We start from the raw sequence: 21,555 nt of genomic DNA, 5'->3' as shown, positions 1-21,555 counted from the left end.
GCCCGGCTATCCGCGCGTCGCGTCCGTCCCGGTGCGCGGCCGGAGCCGGTCACCCGGAGGGTCCTCGGGTGCCGTCACGCGCAGTTGCCGCAGCAGACCGCCGTAGTCCTCGTCGTCGTCGCTGATGAAGACCGGGAACGAACCGGTGACCAGGGCTACGCCCTCCACCTTGAGTCCCGAGCTGCGCGCGAGGAGCTGCGGTCGCGCCGGGACCAGTTCCGCGCCGAGGGGCCCGCCGGGGCGGATCCTGGCGGCACGGTGGACGGCGCTGTCGAAGGGGCCGAGATCACCGGGGTCGTACGCGGACGAGATGAAGAGGTTGCCCTCGCCGTCGATGTCGAGCCCGGAGGCGGGGCGGGCGCCGGGCGGCTGGGCCGCGGTGAAGGGGACCGACACCCACTCGGTGCCGAAGGTGATCCGCCCGTCGCGGCCGACCGTCAGGCGGGTCATGTTGACGAGGGTGGTGTCGCTGCCCTCCGCGCGCTCGGCGTACACGAAGTAGTCGTGTCCGCGGACGGTGGCGACGGCGGAAGCCTCGACATTGACGAGTGGCTGGGGCGTGCTGGGCCACGGCACCGAACCGGCGATGCTGACCTGCAGGTCCTGGTCCCACCTGGCCAGGTAGATGGTGGGGTCGGGGTCGTCGCCGTCGGCATTGCTCTCCACCAGCAGCGCCTCGTTCCGGCCGGGGAGCCGGGCGATGCTCTCGAGGTCGTTCGGAACGCTGGGGAAGTCGATGTCGAGCTCCCGGACGACGATCCCGTCCGGATCGACGGGGGTCTTCACGATCGACAGGCGCGGCAGGTCCCGCTCGGCGTCGTTGTCCCGGGTGTCGTGGCAGACCAGGAAGACCTGCTGCGGCTCCTCGTCACCGCCCGGCGCAGCGGAACCCCGCCGGGTCGCGAGCCAGGCGATGCCGCTGAATTCGCGCGGCGCCCTGATCTCACCGGACCCCGACGCGGCGGGCTCCGGGCCGGACGGGCCGGCCGGGGAGGCGCCCGGAGCGCTCTCGACGCCGCAGGCCGACACCGCCAGCAGGCCGAGCCCCGCGGCGGCGAACAGCAGACGGCGTGCCAGGAACCGACAAGGCGTCACTTCTTCGTCCTCCCGTACTGCGCAGGCAGGAGCGTCCTGCCGGTCCGGGGGAAACGTACGCCTCGGGTCGGCCGGCCCCGGGGAGGCACCGACGGCGTTTCGGGGCACCGGCCGCGAACGTCACCGGATCGGCAGCCCGACCACCATGGCGGAGACGACGCCTGCCGACCGCGGGGCGCGTTCGGTGGCCCGCCTGAGCCGGCGAGGCAGGTGACCCGGCCGGACGCGGGCCGCCTACTGCCTTCCCGGCACCCCGGCCGGAACCGGCCACGGCGGCGTGGTCAGCCCACGCGGGCCGGGCAGGCATGCAGGGCGGTTGGCCGGGTACGCCACTCCACGCGATGCCGTGGGTGGCCGACCCGCCCTGGACGGGTGCCGGCATCCCGGCACGGTACGCGGCCGGGACCCCCGCGGACCCACTGGGGGGCTGTGGTTCCCGGCCCTCGGTCGCTCCGTCAGGTGCCGGTGCCGGCCGAGGACCTCGTCCTGCCGGGGACCAGCACGCGCAGCCACGCCCAGGACACCGCGAAGAGCCCCGCGGCCACCAGCGACGACCGTGTTCCCATGGCGGCGGTGCCCAGCGCGCCGATCGCGGCACCTGCGCCGAAGGACACGATGACCGACGCGTACAGGGCTGCGAGACGTAGGTCGGACCGGCTCCGGGTGCGGTGTGCGGTCAGCACCGCGCCGGTGACCCTCGTCAGGTTCCCGGTCATGGCGACCGTGAGGAAGGCGGCTGGTCTGACCGCCTGGAAGAAGACGACCTGGAGTGCGACGACGAATCCGACCGAGGTGGTGATCGCGGTCTGTGGGATGCCCCCGGGCGCCAGTCCGATCACGGTCAGCACCGCGGTTTCGAGGGCGAGGGCGTACAGCAGCGGACAGCGGGCGGCGCGACGGCCTTCCGCGGAGGCGCCACGGAACAACCCGGCCACGACGACGCCTGCGACGAACGCCGTCATGGGCCACAGGTGCGCCAGGGATCCGTGGGATCGAGGCTGGGCCAGGTCGACACAGAACAGGACCAGATTCCCCGTCTGTGCCCCTGCGAAGACGCCACCGTGGGCCATGTACAGATAGGCATCCACATAGCCGTTGGCCACGATGACCAGAGTGCTGAGCGTGACAGGGACTGTGGCGTCTTCACCCATCCGGGTGCTCCGGGGCAGCGGTTGGACAAGGGGGCCGTGCGTTGTTCCTCTGTGCAGCGAGAGCACCGGCGTCCGGGCGGTGTCGGGCACGGTACCGATGCCGATGATCGCGTAGGCGTGGAACCAGAAGCCTCCGGCCCGGCCGGGCAGCCGGGTGACGTCGGAGGAATTCCGGATTCGCTCGGACGGGCTGTCGGCGACCGCACCGCCCTCGACACCGCCGCCGGCGAGGGCTGTGCCTTCCTTGTCGCTCTCCTTCCGCCCCACCCGTCCCCGCACGGGGCCGGCGTGCCCAACGCCCGTCTCCCGAACCGGTGGTGAAGGGGGGCAGTCCGACTTTGCCGGGCGTACTCCCTGAGCGTACGTACTTCGGCTGCTCGTGGGGCAGTTGGCATGCTGCCGGGGAGGTCTCGGCGGGAGATGTGATTCAGGTCACCGGTGTTTGGCGGGGGAAGTGGCATGCCGGGTTCCATGAGCCTGGCATGCTCATGCGTGGCTACTGAGGGGTAACCGCAGTCTGCATCCCGCGTCCTGCGTCGTGGATGCCCGGTTCGCGTGGTGTCGACGCGCCCGCGATGCGGCGTCGCCATGACCCGCCACGGTCTCGCGCGCCGTCCCCTCCGCGCCACCTCCTGAAGCGCACCCCCCAAATCATCGCTCCCGAGGATCACGCGTGCACAAATTCAGACGACATGCCTTGATTTCGGCGCTGTCGGCGGTCACCGCCGCCACCCTGCTGACGACCGGCTGTTCCGCCGGATCCCGGTCCGCCGCTGACGGGGCGGCGCCCACCGCGACGGCCGAGCCCTCCGGGGCCGGTGCGGCCGAGGAGCAACTCGCCGTCGTGTCGGCCGCGACCGACGGCCCGACACCCACCGCCGTGGCCGACGCGGACGCGGACACCGTGGGTCAGGTCAAGGCACGGAAGTCCGCGCTCAAGGTCGCCTCGTACGACGAGGAGAGCGGCCGGGCGGTGATCTCGGCCCCGCCGGGCGCGTCGTCCGGATCCGGGTCCGCCCCGTCGTCGGCCGCCTCGGAGACGGCGTCCGCGGCTCCGGACGCCGGGACCCCGGACGCCGACGGGACCCCGGGTGCGGGCGTGACGTCGGACCCGGAGAGGACTCCGGAGCCGGGCGGCGCGGAGCCGGAGGCAGTCGTGGCCGTGGGCGACGTCATCGCCAGTGCCCCCGCTCCCGGCGCCCCCGACGGTCTGCTCGCCGAGGTCACGGAGATCGTCGGTACCGCTGCGGACGGCGACGGTACGACGGTCCAGACGAAGCCCGCCGAACTCACCTCCGTGCTCGGCGAGTCCACGGCGGACGGCACCGTCCGCGTCGACCCGTCCACCATGGAGGTCGACCCGCTCGTCCAGGGCGTGAAGGTCTCCTGGGCGAAGACCGGCGACCTCACGTCCGGCCCCGAGGGCGCGAAGCTCCCGCTCGGCAGTCTGCGCCTCGACGTCGGTGCCGCCGTGGAGACCGCCGAGGGAGCCCCGGCATCGGCCGCCGCCTCGGTCGAGGGCTTCGTGCAACTCGCCCCGGAAGTCTCCTTCTCGTACGACGGCTCCGGTTCGGGCGCGGGCTCCTCGCCCGGCGGCGCGTTCCTGGGGCTCTCCGGAGACTGGGCGTCCCAGTGGTCGCTGAAGGGCCGCGCGGCGGGGCCGACCGACGGCCGGCCGATCCGTATCCCCTTCGCCGAGCTCCACGCCGACCCCGTCATCCAGGTCGGCCCGGTCCCCATCGTCGTCAACCTCGACCTCGTCTGCTACTTCGCGGTGGACGCCGACGGCCGCGTGACCGTCGACGTCGAACAGGACGTCGAGGGCGACTTCAGGGTCGGCGGCAACTTCACCTGGTCCGAGGGCTGGACGGGCGTGAGTGAGTCCGACATGACGGGCGAGCCCCTGAAGGCGGCCGTCACAGGGGTCGGCGAGGTCGAGGCGGCTCTGGGCGCCGAGGCCACGGTCGGCCTCTACGGCACGGTGGGCGTCACCGCCGACCTGGCCCCGTATCTGCGGACGGAAGCCGCGGCCTCGGCCGAGGGCTCGGCGGACGGCACGGGCTCGGCGTCGGGCTCGTGGGCCCTCTACGGCGGCGTCGACCTGACCGGCACCCTGAACGTCCAGCTCTCCATATTCGGCACGCCCCTGTTCCAGAAGAGGATTCCGCTGGGTGCACTGCACGAGGAGTGGTTGCTGACGAAGGGCGAGACGGCCACGTCGTAGCGGTCGTGGCCATGTCGCGGCTCTCGCCACCGTGCAGGCGGTCCGTGACCCATGCGGTGGTGCCGTGACCCCTGCGGCGGTGCCGTGACCCCTGCGGCGGTGCGGGCTGTGCCATCGATTCCCCGGCGCAGCCCGCGTCCCCCGCGAGTACCGCCCGGCCGTGCCGCCGGCCGGTCTGGCCGCACCTCAGGGAGGCACCCCCTCGACCTGCCCGTGCGGTGCTCGGCGAACCGGTGTGCCTACAGCGCGACCGCTGACGGCGGGCCGGAGCGTCGACGGGTCGACCTTCCGGCGTTCGCCCGCGGAGCGTGACCCCTCGTCGGTAGATTGGCGCTCGACTCACGAGGCGGAGGGGGCCCTGTGGTTGAGAAGGTCGTCGGTGGTCTCGTCCTGGCTCTGCTCACCTTCGCAGGGCGTACCCTCTGGCAGAACCGGCGGCATCTGAGGCTACTGCTGGTCCTGGCCACACCGTGGCGGCAGGTCCGGGTCTCGGTGGCCGTGCTGCTGCGCGTCCATGACGAGGACCGCTTCGTCCTCTTCACCGCGCCGACCCGCCCCGGTGCCTTCGGCCCGCCGGGCGGGGTGGTCAAGTACCGGGAGCCGGCCTTTCCCGCTCTGGAGCGTCTGGGCTTCGCGTGCGAGCGGCGCAACAGCGCCGCCATGCGGTTCGATCTGCGGGGCTTCCTTCCCGCCGCCCGGGTGCTCGCCTTCGCCCGCTGGCTCCAACGCGGGGACGGCCGGGAGCCGTGGACCGAGGGCCTGCGGCGGGAACTCCTCGAGGAACTGGGCGAGGTCGGCCACGACGAACTCGCCGAAGCTGCCCGGAACGTTGCTTTCCAGCATGTGCGGCGCGTCATCGACGGCCCCATGCAGGTTGCCGGAGAAAGCTACAGCCAGATTCGTTTCTTCGAGGTGTTCGACCTGGTGCCGGACAGGTCCGAGGCAGCGGAATTGCGTGCCACGCTGATCGCTCTCGCAAATGACGCGACGGAGGTCTCGGTCATCGGTGCGACCCGCCGGGAGATCACCCTCGGTCGGGCGGGAGTGCACGTGGTACTGCCGCAGTCCGCCTTCCTGATCGGAGACCGGCGCTATCGCGGGGACATCCATCCCGTGAGCTGAGATTCGGACCGTCTTTGTGTGAAGCGATGGCAGCGGTTCGGCGACTCTGCTGGGATATGAGCCGCCAGGACGCGTGCGGCGCCATCCGGCCGCGCGCGCCGGTCACTCGAGGGGGTAGTGATGGCTGCTGGTGTGGCCACAGAGATTCTTCAGCACTCTGCGGAGACGCTGGAGACCGCGCTCTACGACGCGATCCAGGCGGTGCCCTCCCTGGAAAGGGACACGCGCTTCCGGAAGGCGCGCGAGGGCCTGATGAAAACGCAGGAGCAACTGGCAAAGGGCTACCAACACATTCCCGGCTACTTCCTCGCGAACGGTGCCTCGACCGTGGCCGAGCACTATATGCAGAGGGACGGTGCACGGGCGCGCGTGTTACTCGAACTCGCCGTCCACCTGTTCGAGTCCGAGAACGACGACGGTCGCTACACGCCCTCGATCGAAAACTGCCGCGGCAGGCTGGACCAGCTGGGACCGGCGCCCGCAGGCCGGCAACCGGAACCGGTCCTGCCGTCGGGAGCAGGCGACGCCGCGGCCACGGCCGCGGCGTCCGCCGCGGTGGCAGCGGTCACCCCGCCTCGGTCACCCGAGCAGACCACGCCGGCCATCCCGGCCGCGCCGACCACGGAGACCGCGCCGACCACGCAGACCACCGCTTCCGCCACGGACGTCGCGGCCGGCGGCGGTGGCGTCGCCGCGGTCTCGGTGGCCACCGGTGGCGACACGGCGGCGGCCGGCGCCGTGGCCGCCTCGCGGTTCGCCACGCAGCTGAACGCCACCCGGGACTGGGACGCACTCCTCGACGACTGGCGCACCGGAGACCCCGACGAGACCGCGGTCCGGCAGCTGGTGGGGGAGCTGGGCGTGCGCATCACCGAGCTGCTCCGTACGCATGCCTCGGTCTCCTCGGAGTCACTCCTGCCGATCATCGAGGAGGACCTGCGCCAGCTGCCCGGTCATCTCGCCCCGGTCTCCGTCCCCGGCGACGACGCCCAGGCACTGCACCAGCGCGCCAAGGACGCCCGGAGCACCTGCCGGTCGGAGATGCTGGCGTACGCCAAGGGCGGCACCGTGGTGGACGTGGACGTCCTGCGCCGGCACTGGCTGGCCAGCGCGCTCTGGAACTACGCGGTGGAGGGCCACTGGCACTCCAGTGGCTACCAGACCCTCGCCGACCTGCTCGGCTATCTGCAGCTCATCCAGATCTCCTACCGCTACCACGCGGCCAAGCGCGAACTGCTGCTGGACGTGACCGAAACGGCCGTCCTCCTCGCGCTCGGCGAGCTCCGTGACACCGAGCTGAACCGCGTGCCGCACGTCAGCGGCTGGCTGCGGCACGCCGTCGGCATCCATCTCCTCGTCGGCGGACCCGACCCCACCGCGCCCAACGAGCTCCGGTTCAACGAACTGATCCAGGATCCCAAGTTCGCCGACCGGCACATCTACGCCGAGTACTGGGCGACCCGCGTGCTCAACCGCTGGACCGAGGAGACGCAGCACCGCAGCAGCGTCGCCCTCACCCTGCTCAAGCTCTCCGGGTGGAAGGCCGACCGGCTGGACCGCCTGCTCGACCTGCTGTACTCCTCCACGGGGTACTACGGCGACTCGGGAACCGCGGAGGAGCGGCAGGAAGCCCTCGCCTTCTGGCGCAAGGCGGGCATGGACATGCTGGCCACGATCCGGATGGTGCGGGTCGCCCGCAACCCCTGGGAGACCGGCGCCGCCACGGCGGCCGGCTTCCTGTCCATGGGCGACCAGGACGCGTCCGTACAGGTCTCGAACCGGCTTCTGCAGGGTATCGCCGCCGAGCTGGCCCCCGGGCCGCAGGGCACCATGGTCCAGGGTGCCCTGTTCGCCGGCCGGTCCGTACCGACCTTCCTCGCCCTGGACAGCTTCGGTCCGGTCGGTGTGCTGAAGATCGACGAAGTGGCGAAGGTACGCCGGGAGAAGGAGAACTTCGACCGGTTCGCGGAGGCGTACCTCCGGCCCGTGTACCGGGCCAGCAAATGCGTCGTCGGCAGCACCACCATCGCCAACAGCAGCAACGGCGACCTCTACCAGGGCATCTTCACCTCCTACGTCTTCCGGCACCGTGACGAACCGAAGACGCTGCGGGACTGGGTGCGCACCGCGGACCCCGAGGCGCTCCAGCCGGTCGTCGAGGAGGTCTTCATGGACGCCCTCGGCCCGTGGCTCAGCCAGGCCCAGCGCACCATCGGCGATCTGCGCGGCGAGTACCCCGCCCTCCGCCCCGCCGCCTTCGAGCTGACCAGCTACGCCCCCGGCAAGAACGCCGAGTCCGAACTGGAGCACTTCCGGCTGCCCGAGGTCGCCGACATCTTCGGCATCGACGGTGGACTGCCCTGGCGGTACCGCCGGCTCGGCTATCTGCTGGAGAACTCCGCGCTCGGCAAGAGCCCGTTCGCCGCCGACCCCGACTACGGATCCGTCACCAACCCCCTGTGGCTGGTCGCGCACATGGCGGAGATCGGGGAGTGGGACGCCGGTACCGACACCCTCTTCGAACAGCTCCTGTACGACCAGCAGTACGGCGTCACCACCGCCTCCTACCTCACCTGTGTCTGCCACGGCGACCTCCACGGCGAGAACGTGCTGGCCAGCGGGCCGGACGGGCGGCGCCCCGATCTCTACGTCATCGACTTCGAGACGACCCACCAGGGCCACATCTGCAAGGACTTCGCCCGGCTCGAATCCGCCCTGTGGTCACGGACGTTCTCCTGGAACCACGACCAACTCCTCCAGGTGCGCTCCTGGTTCGTCGGCGCACTGCGCGGCACCGCCATGTGGGAGTCGGCCATTCCCGAGGACGTCGACCCGGACGTCCGGCGGGTCCTGCTGTGCGTCGCCAAGCTGCGCGCCATCCTCAAGGGCTGCGAGCAGAAGAACTGGCCCTTCGGCGAGGCCGAGTACCAGTGGGCGCTGCTGGCGTCCCTGCTGCCGTTCGCCCGCTACCGTGATCACGACAGCCAGGTCAACCGTCATCTCCCCTTCCTGCTGGCGGCGGACGTCGCGGACGTGCTGGTGGAGCGGGCCGAGGGGGCAGCCGCCGCCCGTTGACTCCGGGCCGGCCGCCTTCCCCGGTACGCGAGAACCCCTGCCGCTCCTCTCCGGGGCGGCAGGGGTTCCTTGCGCACGTACGACCGTCAGGCCTGCCCGACGAACCCCGCCCATGCCTCATGCGACACACGGAGGACGGGTCCGGAGGCGCTGCCCACGGTGGTGCAGCAGACCCTGTACCGGGCCGTGCAGGAGTCCCTGACCGACGCCGTCAAGCACGCGCCCGGACGCCCTGCCCGGCGGCGGCCACGGGCTGCTGGGCCTCGGCGAGCGGGCCGCCCTGCTGGGCGGGGAGCTGACCGCAGGACCGGAGGGCGGCGGATTCCGGGTGCGGATGCGGCTGCCTGCCCGTCCGCGGGGCGGCGGCGGGACGGGCTGGCAGGGGTAGTGGCCGTGTACTCCGACCAGGGCCGTTTGCCCCGGTCACGGGCCGTGCGCTCCGGTCAGGCGGTGGCAGCGACCATCTGCGGTCCCGATCAGGTGACCCGGCCCCCCTGCCCCGCCCGACAGCCACCGAGCCCGGTGCCGGCCCGAGGCCGCCGGAACGGCGAGGCGACCTGGCGCGGCTCCGGGACGTCCGGCACGATCGGGCCGGACCCGACCCCGGAAGGTGCGCAGCCCATGATGACGCCGGACACCCTCGCCGACGTGTCGGACGTCGGCCCCTACTTCGCCGTGGCCGCCGGCCCCCGTGCCGACGCCGGGCTCTTCCGGCCGCTCACCGCGCTGTACACGGACCCGGCGGTCCTCTCGGCGTATGTGGCGGAGGTGGGCCGGCGGCTGGACACCGTGCAGCGCAGGGTGGCCGCGTCCACGCTGCACATCGGCATCGCCGCCCGGCTCTGGTCGGTCGCCCTCGCCACCGCGGCGCTGACCGGCCGGGTCCCCGACCTGTCGCCCGACCGGCTGTGGTGGCGCACCCCCGACAGCGGCCCCATCGAGCTGTGGCTGCCCGAACCGGCCGCGCTGCCTGAGGCCGATGTCGCCGACGGGTTGTACGGCACCGTCGTCGGCGCCAATCTGCGGCCCCTGGGGGAGGCGTTGCGCCGCGACTGCGGGCTGTCCGCCAAGGTGCTGCCCGGCAACGCGGCCTCCGCACTGCTCGGCGCCGTCCGGGTGCTGCGGGACCGGCGCCCCGCCGCCCCCTGCCCGCCGCTCGGCCCGGCCACCGCCCTGCTGGCCCGCGAGCCGCTCGCGAGCTCCGGCACCCACGGCACCGACCCGCTCACCACCTACCGGCGCAGCAGTTGCTGCCTGTACTACCGGGTCCGGGGCGGGGGCTACTGCGGCGACTGTGTCCTCACCGGGCCGGGCCGGCGGAGCGGAACGTAAGGTTTCCGTCATCTCTCCCGGGATCCGCAGCGGCCCTCCGTTGCGTTGAATGGGACGACGACAGCAGGATCCGACGAAGCGAGGCGGGAATGGTACGTGTGCGACAGGCCCTGGGCAGGCCGTGGGTCATCGGGGTGCTGGTGGTGGCCGTGGCCGGGGCCGGCTTCGGGCTGTACTGGTTCCAGCCGTGGAAGCTGTGGCAGGACGAGACGGTCGAGGAGGCGCTGCCCGGCGCGGTGAGCACCTCCGCTCCGGCCGACCCGTCCGCCCCGGCGCCGGGAGACTCGCCCGCCGGGGCCCCGGCGGAGCCGTCCGCCGACACCGCTGCCTCGCCCAGCGCGCCCGCCGGGCCGCAGACGCTGGCCGGCGGCGAACTGATCAGCCACGAGCACGCCACCTCCGGGTCCGTGAAGCTGGTCCGGCTCGCCGACGGCAGCCATGTCGTCCGGCTGGAGAACCTCGACACCAGCAACGGACCCGACCTGCGGGTGTGGCTGACCGACGCGCCCGTCAAGGAGGGCCGGGCCGGCTGGCACGTCTTCGACGACGGCGCCTACGTCAGCCTCGGAAAGCTCAAGGGCAACAAGGGCAGCCAGAACTACACCGTGCCCGAGGACGTCGACCTGTCCAAGTACAGCAGCGTGAGCATCTGGTGCGACCGCTTCGACGTCTCCTTCGGCGCCGCCGAACTCGCCCGCGCCTGAGGCCCGGTGGGGAGCGGCGCCCGGCCGGTCAGACGGGCTGCGCGGGCCAGTCCAGCAGCCGGGCGCCGATCACCGCCGTCTGCAGCATGTACCGGTGCGCCGGGTCGGCCGGGTTGGCGCCGGTGAGCTGGTGGATGCGCTCCAGACGGTAGGTCAGGGCGCGCACGCTCAGCGCCAGCCGGCGGGCCGCCTCGGCGGCGACACAGCCGGAGTCGAAGTACGCGGTGAGCGTGTCCAGCAGCGGCCGGGCACCGCCCCGGGCGCCGGTCAGCGGGCCCAAAGTGTTCACCACGAGGTCGGACATGGCCTGCCGGTCCCGGGTGAGCACCGGGTAGACCAGCAGGTCGGCGGCGCGCAGCACCGGGTCGTCAAGCTCGAGGCGCTCCGCCAGCTCCAGGGCGTTCAAGGCCTCCTCGTAGCTGTGCACGACCCCGCCGGGGCCGGGCTGGGGCCGGCCGATGGCGACCCGGCCGCCGTCGGTGGCCGCGTGAGCCTGCTTGGCGAAGTGGGTGAGGATCTCGTCCTGGTGGCCCGGCGCGATGCACAGCAGCCGCCCGTCCTTGGTGGTCAGCAGGATGCTGCGGTCCCCGAAGCGCGATATCAGCGCGTGCTCGACCCGGCGCGGCACCGCGTGGCCCTCGTCGTAGGAGTCCGGGCCCTGCGCCACGGCCACCGCATGGGCGTGCGACAGCCGCAGCCCGAAGCGCTCCGCACGCTCGGCGAGCCGGCCCAGGTCGGAGCGGCCGTAGAGCAGGTCGTCGATGAACTCCCGGCGGGCCGCCTCCTCCTGGCGCACCGCGATCCGCTGCGCCCGCTCGTAACCCTCGGCGAACGCGTCGACGGCCTGCTGGACGGTGGCCAGCGCCCGGTCCGCCGAGCCCGGGGTGCGGGGCCAGGCCTCGCGGGCGGCGGACAGATGGGCGCTCACCAGGGTGCGCAGCCCGTACCCGGCCTCCGCGGCCTGCTCGCCCAGGACTCGCCGGGAGGCGATCTCGTCCCGGGTCAGTCGGCGGCCGGTGGCCGCGGCCTCGGCCAGGATCAGGGCGTACCCGTCCAGATACTGCTCCGGAATTTCCCGCTCCGCCACATCTCCCCCGCTTCTCTGACGCGCCGCTGACGGTTCCTCAGCGGCTGACCGGCATGCAGACCCTAATGAACTCTGCTTGGTTCCGGCAATGCGACCGAAGGCCCCGCGGCGGCACCATGACGTACGGGGAGCACAGCGGATGGTTCCGGTGCCGGGCGTCTGCCGGACCCCGGCAGACGCCCGGCACCGGAACCCGGTCGAGCCGCGCGCCGGGCCCGCGTGCGACCGCCGCCCACGGCACTCCTCGCACCGCCCGCTCTCCCGCCGTACCGCTTCACTCCGCCGCACGGACATTTCGCCCGCCACAAGGACGTATCCCATGAATCCCATCACCTTGGGCCTCGGTGTGCTCGCCGTCGCCCTCGTCCTGCTCGCCTTCCTCGTCCTCACCCGGCTGTTCCGCAAGGTGGACCAGGGCAAGGCACTGATCGTCTCCAAGCTGCGCAAGGTCGACGTGACCTTCACCGGACAGGTCGTGCTGCCGGTGCTGCACCGGGCCGAGGTGATGGACATCTCGGTGAAGACCATCGAGATCACCCGGGCCGGCCGGGAGGGCCTGATCTGCCGGGACAACATCCGCGCCGACATCCGGATCTCGTTCTTCGTGAAGGTCAACAAGACCGTGGAGGACGTCATCCGGGTCGCCCAGGCCGTCGGCACGGCCCGCGCCAGCGACCGGAACACGCTGCAGGAGCTGTTCCACGCCAAGTTCTCCGAGGCGCTGAAGACCGTCGGCAAGCAGATGGACTTCACCGACCTGTACACCAAGCGCGAGGAGCTGCGTTACCGGATCATCGAGGTCATCGGCGTCGACCTGAACGGCTACCACCTGGAGGACGCCGCGATCGACTTCCTGGAGCAGACGCCGCTCACCCAGCTCGACCCGGCGAACGTCCTCGACGCTCAGGGCATCCGCAAGATCACCGAGCTGACCGCGGTGGAGCACGTCCGCACCAACGAGGCGCAGCGCACCGAGGAGAAGGAGATCACCCGGCAGAACGTCGACGCCCGTGAGGCGGTGCTGGAGCTGGAGCGCAGGCAGGCCGACGCGGAGATCCGGCAGAAGCGGGAGATCGAGACCGTACGCGCCCGCGAGGAGGCCGAGACCGCCCGGGTGGTGGAGGAGGAGCGGCTGCGCGCCCAGTCGGCGTTCCTCGCCACCGAGGAGCAGCTCGGTGTGCAGCGCGAGAACCAGGCCCGCGAGGTCGCCGTCGCCGCGAAGAACCGCGAGCGGGTCATCGCCGTCGAGAACGAGCGCATCGAGAAGGACCGGCTGCTCGAGGTCATCGCCCGGGACCGGGAGACGGACCTGACCCGGATCGCCGCCGAGAAGGAGGTCGAGGCCGAGAAGCGGCAGATCGCCGAGGTCGTGCGGGAGCGGGTCGCCGTGGACCGCACGGTCGCCGAGCAGGAGGAGTCCATCAAGAAGCTGCGCGCCGTGGAGGAGGCCGAGCGGCAGCGGCAGGCCGTGGTGATCGCCGCCGAGGCCGAGGCGCAGGAGCGGCTCGTCAAGGACATCAAGGCCGCCGAGGCCGCCGAACAGGCCGCCGCCCACCGCGCCGCCGAGCAGCTCACCCTCGCCGAGGCGCAGATGAAGGCCGCCGACCTGGAGGCCAAGGCCAAGCAGCGGCTCGCCGAGGGCATCCAGGCGGAGGCCGCCGCCGAGGGGCTGGCCGCCGTGCAGGTCCGCGACAAGGAGGCCGAGGTCATCGAGAAGGCCGGCCGTGCCGAGGCCGAGGCCACCGAGGCACGCCTGCGCGCCGAGGCGGAGGGGGCGAAGGCGCGGGCGCTCGCGGAGGCCGCTGCCGTCGGAGAGAAGCTCAAGGCCGAGGCACAGGGCCTGACCGAGAAGGCTGCGGCGATGGCCGCACTGGACGAGGCCTCCCGGGGGCACGAGGAGTACCGGCTGCGCCTGGAGGCCGAGAAGGACATCCGGCTGGCCGGTCTCGAGGTGCACCGGCAGGTCGCGGAGGCACAGGCCACGGTGCTCGCCACCGGTCTGGAGAACGCCGACATCGACATCGTCGGCGGCGAGTCGGTCTTCTTCGACCGGCTGCTGTCCTCGGTCGCGCTCGGCAAGGGCGTCGACGGCTTCGTCCAGAACTCCGAGACCGCACAGGCGCTGGCCGGTCCCTGGCTGAACGGCTCGGCCGACTTCACCGCCGACCTGACCCGCGTCCTCGGCTCGCTGTCCACCGGCGACGTGCAGAACCTCACCGTGTCCGCGCTGCTGATGCGGCTGATGAACGCCGGCGGCGCCGACGCCGGGCAGCTGAAGGTCCTCCTCGACAAGGCGGACGAACTCGGCCTGGCCGACCGGCCGCTGACCGCGATGGCCAACGGCGCGGTCCGACACTCCTGAGAGGGACCCCATGACCACCGGCTCCACCGGCCAGGCGTCCGGCTCCACCGGCCAGGCGTCCGGCATCGCTCGTCCGGCGTCCGGCTCGACCGCTCGTCCGGCGTCCGGCTCCACCGGCCAGGCGTCCGGCACCGCCCGTCCGCGGACCGGCACCCGTCCGGGGACCGGTTCCACCGGCTCGGACCCTGCCGCCGCCGGACCTGGCTCCGGCGGCACGGACCTGGACACCGGCACCTACGAGGTGCTGCGCGACCGGCTCACCGCGCAGGCCGCCGAACTGGCCCGCCGCGCCGAGGCCCTCGACGCCCGCCGCACCGAGGAGTTCGGGTCGCAGCGGCTGGAGCTGGCCGGCACCGAGCGGCTGCGTACCGAGCACACCGCGGTGCCCCGGGACATCACCGTCGTCGGCGACACCCTGCTCTTCGGCTACGAGACCGTTCCCGGCCGCGGCGAGGGCACCGGCGTCGCCGACGTCCTCGCCCTGCACGGCCGCGACCTGGAGCGGCTGCCGTCCGGCGCGGTGCCCGGCCTGCTGGACGACGCGGACTTCGTCCGCGAGTGCGGGGCCCTGCACCGCTACTTCCGGCAGGCCCGCCCGGAGCGGCTGCGCCGGCTGCCCGGCAAGCTGCTGGCCGTCTTCCGCACCGGCGAGAAGGCCACGGACATCCGGGTGCTGCGCTGGTCCGTGCCGGAGGAAGGGCCCGTCTCCTTCCTGGACGCACGCGGCGAGCGGGACCACGTCCGGCCGCCCGCGCACGACGTGGAGTGGACCGCGGCCACCCGCGAGGACCACGTACTCGGCCGCCATCCGCACGTCTCCGTCGCGGACGAGGTGTTCGTCTCCACCGTCGGCGGTGCCCTCACGGTCAAGACCGAGAACGACACCGGGACCCCGGACGGCATCCACGCCGAACCGGTCGACGAGCCGCTGCAGTCGCTCGCCGACGCCGACATCGCGCACGCCCGGGTCGGCGCGCTGATCCTGCTGCGGATCCGCCCCTACAAGGAGGACACCGACCGCCACCTGGTCTTCAACACCCTCACCAGGGCCGTCGTCCGCCTCGACGGCATCGGGCAGGGCTGCCGCCGTCTCCCCGACGACCAGGGCGTCGTCTTCCCCGGCGGCTACTGCCTGGCCACCGGCGGCCACAAGACCTTCGACCTGGACCCCACCGGCCTGGAGTTCGAGCGGGAGATCCGCTCCCCGAACGGCGAGGACGTGCTGTACGCGTTCCACGCCCCCGGCGCCGGCCGCAGCCTGCTGCTGCCCTACCACCTGATCCGCAAGGAGATCGCCACCCCGCTGCCCTGCCGCGGCTGGGCGCTGTTCGACGACGGCACCCTGGTGCTGCTGCGCACCGAGGGCGACGCCCCGCAGCGCGTCCACCCCGTCCAGGTGTGGCGCTCCCCGTACGTCTCCGACACCCACGCCGCCGCCCGCCCCGTCGGCACCGGGCCGCTCGCCCGTGTCGGCAACGCCGACCTGGTGCGCGCCGTCTCCGACTGCCTGTCCGTGGCCCGCGCCGTCGCCGACACCACCCCCACCGGCGAGGTGTACGCCGAGCTCGCCGCCGCCTGTGTCCGCACCGCCGACGCCCACCACTGGCTCGCCGAGCCCGAACTGGGCGATCTGCACACCCCGCTGGCACAGGTCAGGCAGACGGCCGAGCAGGTGCTGGCCGAGTTCGAGACCGTCCGGGCACTCACCCGGCAGGCCGCCGAGGCCCTCGACGAGGCAGAGGAGAGCCTCGCCGCAGTGGTGCGGCGGCTGCGCGGCGAGGTACCCCGGGGCGCCGCCGAGTGGGTCGCCGGACTGACCGGTCTGCGCCGGGCCCAGGGGCAGCTGCTCACCCTCAAGGACCTGCGGTACGCCGACACCGACCGCATCGACGCGCTCGCCGCCGGCGCCGAGGCCGATCTCGCCGGCTTCGGCCGGCGGGCCGTCGAGCACCTGGCCCGCGAGGACGCCTTCGCCGGGCAGCACGCGGACATCGAACAGCTGGTCGCCGACGCCGAGGCGGTCGCCACCGTCGCCGAGGCCGCGCCGGTCGCGGAGCGGCTGGACGGACTCGCCGACGGGCTGCGCACGGTCACCGAGGTAGTCGCCGGGCTGGACGCCGGCGACGCCACGGTACGCACCGCGGTACTGGAGCGGATCGCCGAGGTGCTCGGCGGCGCCAACCGGGCCCGCGCCACGCTCGACGCCCGCCGCCGCGAACTGCTCCAGGCCGAGGGGCGGGCCGCGTTCGCCGCCGAGTTCGCCCTGCTCGGCCAGGCCGTCACCGGGGCGCTGGCCGCCGCGGACAGCCCGCGGGCCTGCGACGAGCAGCTCGCCGGGCTGCTGGTGCAGCTGGAGAACCTGGAGTCCCGGTTCGCCGAGCACGACGGCTTCCTGACCGAGCTCGCCGACAAGCGTGACGAGCTGCACGAGGCCTTCGCCGCCCGCAAGCAGACCCTCGCCGACGCCCGCGCCCGCCGCGCCGAACGGCTCGCCGACTCCGCGGACCGGGTGCTGACCACGCTCACCCGGCGCGCCGCGGCGCTGCCCGACGCGGACGCGATCGCCGCGTACTTCAGCTCCGACCCGATGCCCGCCAAGGTCCGCCGGCTCGCCGGGGAACTGCGCGGACTGGACGAGGCGGGGCGCGCCGAGGAACTCGACGGCAGGCTCACCGCCGCCCACCGCCAGGCCCTGCGCGCCCTGCGCGACCGCACCGACCTGTACACCGACGACGGCCGCACCCTCCGCCTCGGCGCCCATCGCTTCGCCGTCAACACCCAGCCCCTCGACCTCACCCTCGTCCCGCACGGCGACGGCCTCGCGCTCGCCCTGACCGGCACCGACTACCGCGCCCCGGTCACCGACCCCGAGCTCACCGCGGACCGCCAATACCGGGACCGCCCCCTGCCGTCGGAGTCGCCCGGGGTCTACCGGGCCGAACATCTCGCCGCCCGGCTGCTCGACGAGCACGGCCCGGCCGCACTCGCCCGCACCGGCGATCTCGCCGGCCTGGTCCGGCAGGCCGCCGAGGCCGCGTACGACGAGGGCTACGAGCGCGGCGTCCACGACCACGACGCCACCCTGATCCTGGCCGCGCTGCTCCGGCTGCACGAGGGCGCGGGCCCGCTGCGCCACGAGGCCGCCGCCCGCGCCGCCGCCCAGCTGTTCTGGGCGCACGGCACCACCGCCGAGGCCCGCGCGGCCTGGAACCGGCGCGCGGTGTCGCTGGCCCGTGCCCGGGACACCTTCGGCACCGCGCCCGCCCTCGGCGGCCTGCGCGGCGAGCTGGCCGAGGCGATCGGCGGCGACACGGCGGACGCCGCCGCGGACTACCTGCTCCAGGAGCTGACCGGCGGCCCCGACGGGTTCGTCCTCGCGGCCGGCACCCGGGAGCTGCTGGACTCCTTCCGCCGCGCCGTGGACGCCCGCGCCTACGACGACGACCTGGCCGCCCTGCCCGACCTCGACGCCCGCCGGCACCTGGCCACCGCCTGGCTGTCCGCGTACGCGGAGTCCACCGGCACCGATCCGTCCCCCGGAGACCTGGCCGAGGCGGTCGCCGCCGAGCTCTGCCCCGGGCTGACCCGGTACCTCTCGGACGCGCCGCTCGCCGAGACCGTCGAGGGCCTCCTCGGCAGCCACCCCCGTGTCCGGGGCCGGTCGCTCACCGTCCGCGTCGACGAGCTGCTCGCGCGCACCCGCCGGTTCCGCGACCGCGACGTGCCCGGTCACCGCGCCCACCAGCGGCGGCGCAGCGCCCTGGTGGCGGCCGAACGGGCCCGGCTGGGCCTGGACGCCTACCGGCCGCGGGTGCTGTCCACGTTCGTGCGCGGCCGACTGGTCGACGAGGTGTACCTGCCGCTGGTCGGCGACAGCCTCGCCAAGCAGCTCGGCACGGCGGGGGAGGCCGGGCAGCCCGGCCGGCCCGGCACCGGCGGACTGCTGCTGCTGGTCTCCCCGCCCGGCTACGGCAAGACGACGCTCATGGAGTACGTCGCCGAGCGGCTCGGCCTGATCCTGGTCAAGGTCGACGGCCCCGCCCTCGGCCACGCCGTCACCTCCCTCGACCCGGCCGAGGCACCCGACGCCACGGCCCGCCGCGAGGTCGAGAAGATCAACTTCGCGCTGGAGGCGGGCAACAACGTCCTGCTCTACCTCGACGACATCCAGCACACCTCGCCCGAGCTGCTGCAGCGGTTCATCCCGCTGTGCGACGCCACCCGCCGGATCGAGGGCGTCCGGGACGGGCAGCCGCGCAGCTACGACCTGCGGGGCAAGCGGTTCGCGGTGTGCATGGCGGGCAACCCCTACACCGAGTCCGGTGGCCGGTTCCAGGTGCCCGACATGCTCGCCAACCGGGCCGACGTCTGGAACCTCGGCGAGGTACTGACCGGCAAGGAGGACGCCTTCGCCGCGAGCTTCGTGGAGAACGCCCTCACCGCCAACCCGGTGCTGGCCCCGCTGGCCGGCCGCGACCGCGCCGACCTGGACCTGCTCGTGCGGCTGGCCGCCGGTGACCCCACGGCGCGCGCCGACCGGCTGACCCACCCGTATCCGCCGGCCGAGCTGGAGCGGATCCTGGCCGTGCTGCGGCATCTGCTCACCGCCCGGGAGACGGTCCTGGCGGTGAACGCCGCCTACATCGCCTCGGCGGCCCAGGCGGAGGCGGCCCGTACCGAGCCGCCGTTCCGGCTGCAGGGCTCGTACCGCAACATGAACAAGATCGCCCAGCGGATCCGGCCGGTGATGAACGACGCCGAGCTGGCCGCCGTGATCGAGGACCACTACACGGCCGAGGCGCAGGCGCTGGCCACCGGCGCGGAGGCCGGTCTGCTCCGGCTGGCCGAGCTGCGCGGCACCCTCACCGCCGAGCGGGCGGCCCGCTGGGCGGAGGTCAGGGCGGCGTATGTGCGGACACAGACGCTGGGCGGCCCCGAGGGGGATCCCCTCACCCGCGCGGTGGCCGCGCTGGGGCTGCTCGCCGACCGGGTCGCGGCCGTGGAGTCGGCGATCCGGCGGGTCTCCGACCCCCGCCACCACCTCATGACCGTCCCCAACGGCCGGCCCGCCGGGCGGGGCCCCGGCCATGGGCCGCACTGAGCACGGCAGCGGCCGGCCGCTGCGCGCGCTCGGGGACCCGCCGGGGGCGGCGGAGGCCCGTCGCCGGGCCCGTGCGGGTACGGCCCTGCTGCTGGCGCTGCTGGTACTGCCCTGCCTCCTGTGCTCCCTGGCCGCGACCCGCCCGGTGGGCGTGGTGCTGGGGCTGCTGGCGGGACCGGTGTGCGGGGTGGTGCTGCTGTCCGGGGGACTGTGCGAGGAGCTGCGGCCGGCCCGGCACTCGGCGGCCCGGATGACCGCGCGGACCCTCACCGGCGTGCGCTCGGTCGATCCGCGGCGTCTGGTGGACGTCCGCCTGGTGACGGCGTTCTCGTACGGCGGGGCCGACCACACGGTCCTCGTCCGGGACGCCGACGGGGTACGGCTCGGGGTGACCTCCGCCGCCGGGCGCAGGGTGCTGCGCGGGGCGCTGCAGCGGTCCCCGGCGGGCCCGGCGCCCCGGGTGAGCGCGGCGGCGCGGGCGTTCCTCGGGTCCGGGCGGCCCGGCCGGCTCGTGCTGCACACGGGCCTCGTCCTCGTTCTGGAGGTGTCGGCGATCTGTCTGTACGTGGCGGCCGTACTGGAGCTGGGCGGGGCGGTCTGACCGGATCGGTGCGCACACGGCGAGCGGCCCGCCTGCCACCACGGTGCGTGGTGGCAGGCGGGCCGCTCTGCGGTCTTGCCCGAGGACGGTCAGACGGTGCTCTTCACCGGCTCCTCGTCCTCGTCCTGGCCGTCCGTGTCGCCGGCCCGGCGGGACCGGACGTACTCCAGGAAGGTGTTCAGCTCGCGCTTGACGACCGGGGCGAGCAGGTACAGGCCGATGATGTTGATGACGGCGAGCATGAACAGCACCGCGTCGGCCAGGTCGATCAGCGTCTGCAGCGTGAGCAGCGCACCCGCGACCGCGACGAGCGTGTAGACGACCTTGAAGGTCAGCTCGCTGGCCTTGCTGCGGCCGAACAGGTACGTCCAGGCCTTGAGGCAGTAGTAGCCCCAGGTCAGCACGGTGGAGAGGGCGAACAGCAGCACCGCGACGGTGAGGATGTACGGGAACCAGGGGATGACCGTCTCGAAGGCGTCGGAGGTGATCGTGACGCCGCCGATGCTCTCACCGGCACGGGCCTCGCCCCAGCTGGCCGGGTTGGCGATGACGATGGTCAGCGCGGTCATGGTGCAGATGACGACGGTGTCGATGAACGGCTCGAGCAGGGCGACCAGGCCCTCGCTGGCGGGGTGCTTGGTCTTGACCGCGGAGTGGGCGATCGGGGCGGAGCCGAGACCGGCCTCGTTGGAGAACGCGGCCCGCTTGAAACCGATGATCAGCGCGCCGAGCACACCACCTGCGACGCCCTCGGGGTTGAAGGCACCCTCGATGATCGTGGCGACGGCGTCCGGGACTGCGGTGACGTTGACCAGGATGACGATCAGGCAGCCCGCGATGTAGATGCCGGCCATGGCCGGGACGAGCCGGCTGGTGACGTTGGCGATCGAGCGGATGCCGCCCAGCAGCACGATGCCGACGAGCGCGGCGATCAGGACACCGAAGAACAGGGCGCCCGTCGAGGAGCCGATCGCGCCGTCCTCGCCGCCGGTGACGGAGACCAGCTGCGCGTAGGACTGGTTGACCTGGAAGAGGTTGCCGCCGAAGAGACCGAAGAAGAGGATCATGCCGGAGGCGAGCACGGCGAGGACCTTGCCGAGGGTCTTGCCGTTCTTGCCGAAGCGCTCGGTCAGGCCCTTGGGCAGGTAGTGCATCGGGCCACCGGAGACGGTGCCGTCCGCGTGCACCTCGCGGTACTTCACACCGAGGGTGACCTCGACGAACTTGGAGGCCATGCCCAGCAGACCGCAGAGGATCATCCAGAAGGTGGCGCCGGCGCCACCGATGGAGACCGCCACGGCCACACCCGCGATGTTGCCGAGCCCGACCGTGCCGGAGACGGCGGCGGTCAGCGCCTGGAAGTGGTTGACCTCACCGGTCGACCCCTTCTCGTCGTACTTGCCGCGCACCACGTCGACGGCGAGCCGGAACTTGCGGAGCTGGACGAACCCGAACCACCCGGTGAACACGAGACCCGCGATCACGAGCCAGGCCACGATGAGCGGGAATTCCGTACCTCCCACTGGTACGGAGTAGAAGACCTTTTCGCCGAGCCAGGAGGCTACGGGCTCGAAGAATCCGCTGACGGCTTCGTCCACGGAGTTGGTGAAGGATTCGAGTGACACAGTGGCTACCTCGATGCGCAGGACCGACGCTAGGGGAGTTTGCATCGGCGAGATGTGCGGTCTTAGAGCGAACGCC

At 73.0% G+C, this 21,555-nt stretch carries 12 protein-coding genes; 8 read left to right on the top strand and 4 right to left on the bottom strand.

All coding sequences use genetic code 11. The annotated features are described in order from the left end of the window. Positions 1-6 precede the first annotated feature (6 nt). Together V5O46_RS20240 and V5O46_RS20235 are read right to left on the bottom strand one after the other, a co-directional pair. Positions 7-1,095, bottom strand: coding sequence for a hypothetical protein (locus tag V5O46_RS20240; protein ID WP_332886044.1), 1,089 nt, complete (start codon positions 1,093-1,095; stop codon positions 7-9). A gap of 455 nt (positions 1,096-1,550) precedes the next feature. Further along, positions 1,551-2,525, bottom strand: coding sequence for a YoaK family protein (locus V5O46_RS20235; protein WP_332886043.1), 975 nt, complete (start codon positions 2,523-2,525; stop codon positions 1,551-1,553). A 394-nt stretch (positions 2,526-2,919) separates the two neighbouring features. On the opposite strand from V5O46_RS20235, the gene V5O46_RS20230 reads away from it, so the two are divergent. The 5 genes from V5O46_RS20230 to V5O46_RS20210 all read left to right on the top strand — a co-directional run bounded on the left by V5O46_RS20230 (position 2,920) and on the right by V5O46_RS20210 (position 10,703). Beyond that, on the top strand, positions 2,920-4,470 hold the full coding sequence (locus V5O46_RS20230; protein ID WP_332886042.1) for a prolipoprotein diacylglyceryl transferase: 1,551 nt from the start codon (positions 2,920-2,922) through the stop codon (positions 4,468-4,470). Positions 4,471-4,830: 360 nt separating this feature from the next. Then, the gene (locus V5O46_RS20225) at positions 4,831-5,592 is read left to right on the top strand and encodes an SMODS-associated NUDIX domain-containing protein (protein ID WP_332886041.1); all 762 of its coding nucleotides are present in this window, start codon (positions 4,831-4,833) and stop codon (positions 5,590-5,592) included. A gap of 132 nt (positions 5,593-5,724) precedes the next feature. Then, a complete protein-coding gene (locus V5O46_RS20220; protein WP_332886040.1) occupies positions 5,725-8,667 on the top strand; it encodes a phosphotransferase in 2,943 nt (980 codons plus the stop codon). 621 nt (positions 8,668-9,288) lie between these two features. Next, complete coding sequence (locus V5O46_RS20215; protein ID WP_332886039.1) at positions 9,289-9,999, top strand: (2Fe-2S)-binding protein; 711 nt, start codon at positions 9,289-9,291, stop codon at positions 9,997-9,999. A gap of 89 nt (positions 10,000-10,088) precedes the next feature. Next, the gene (locus V5O46_RS20210) at positions 10,089-10,703 is read left to right on the top strand and encodes a DM13 domain-containing protein (protein WP_332886038.1); all 615 of its coding nucleotides are present in this window, start codon (positions 10,089-10,091) and stop codon (positions 10,701-10,703) included. A 28-nt stretch (positions 10,704-10,731) separates the two neighbouring features. On the opposite strand, the gene V5O46_RS20205 is transcribed toward V5O46_RS20210, so the two are convergent. Further along, positions 10,732-11,790 (bottom strand): PucR family transcriptional regulator, encoded by a 1,059-nt coding sequence (locus V5O46_RS20205; protein WP_332886037.1) that lies wholly within the window; start codon positions 11,788-11,790, stop codon positions 10,732-10,734. Positions 11,791-12,109: 319 nt separating this feature from the next. On the opposite strand from V5O46_RS20205, the gene V5O46_RS20200 reads away from it, so the two are divergent. From V5O46_RS20200 to V5O46_RS20190, 3 genes are read left to right on the top strand one after another with little or no spacing between them, the layout of a single operon-like run. Further along, positions 12,110-14,152 (top strand): flotillin family protein, encoded by a 2,043-nt coding sequence (locus V5O46_RS20200; protein ID WP_332886036.1) that lies wholly within the window; start codon positions 12,110-12,112, stop codon positions 14,150-14,152. 10 nt (positions 14,153-14,162) lie between these two features. Further along, positions 14,163-19,253, top strand: a complete 5,091-nt coding sequence (locus V5O46_RS20195; protein ID WP_332886035.1) for a DNA repair ATPase — start codon at positions 14,163-14,165, stop codon at positions 19,251-19,253. After that, entirely contained in the window at positions 19,240-19,854 is a 615-nt protein-coding gene (locus tag V5O46_RS20190; RefSeq protein ID WP_332886034.1) for a hypothetical protein, read from the top strand. The genes V5O46_RS20195 and V5O46_RS20190 overlap by 14 nt, the downstream gene beginning before the upstream one ends. Positions 19,855-19,943: 89 nt before the next feature. Here V5O46_RS20190 and V5O46_RS20185 read toward each other — a convergent pair whose 3' ends face one another. After that, on the bottom strand, positions 19,944-21,479 hold the full coding sequence (locus V5O46_RS20185; RefSeq protein ID WP_332886033.1) for an alanine/glycine:cation symporter family protein: 1,536 nt from the start codon (positions 21,477-21,479) through the stop codon (positions 19,944-19,946). Positions 21,480-21,555 lie beyond the last annotated feature (76 nt).

This window comes from Streptomyces poriticola, from assembly GCF_036689765.1.
Taxonomy (GTDB): domain Bacteria; phylum Actinomycetota; class Actinomycetes; order Streptomycetales; family Streptomycetaceae; genus Streptomyces; species Streptomyces poriticola.
The sequence above is the reverse complement of the archived record's forward strand: the minus strand, read 5'-3'. Positions and strand labels throughout refer to the sequence as shown.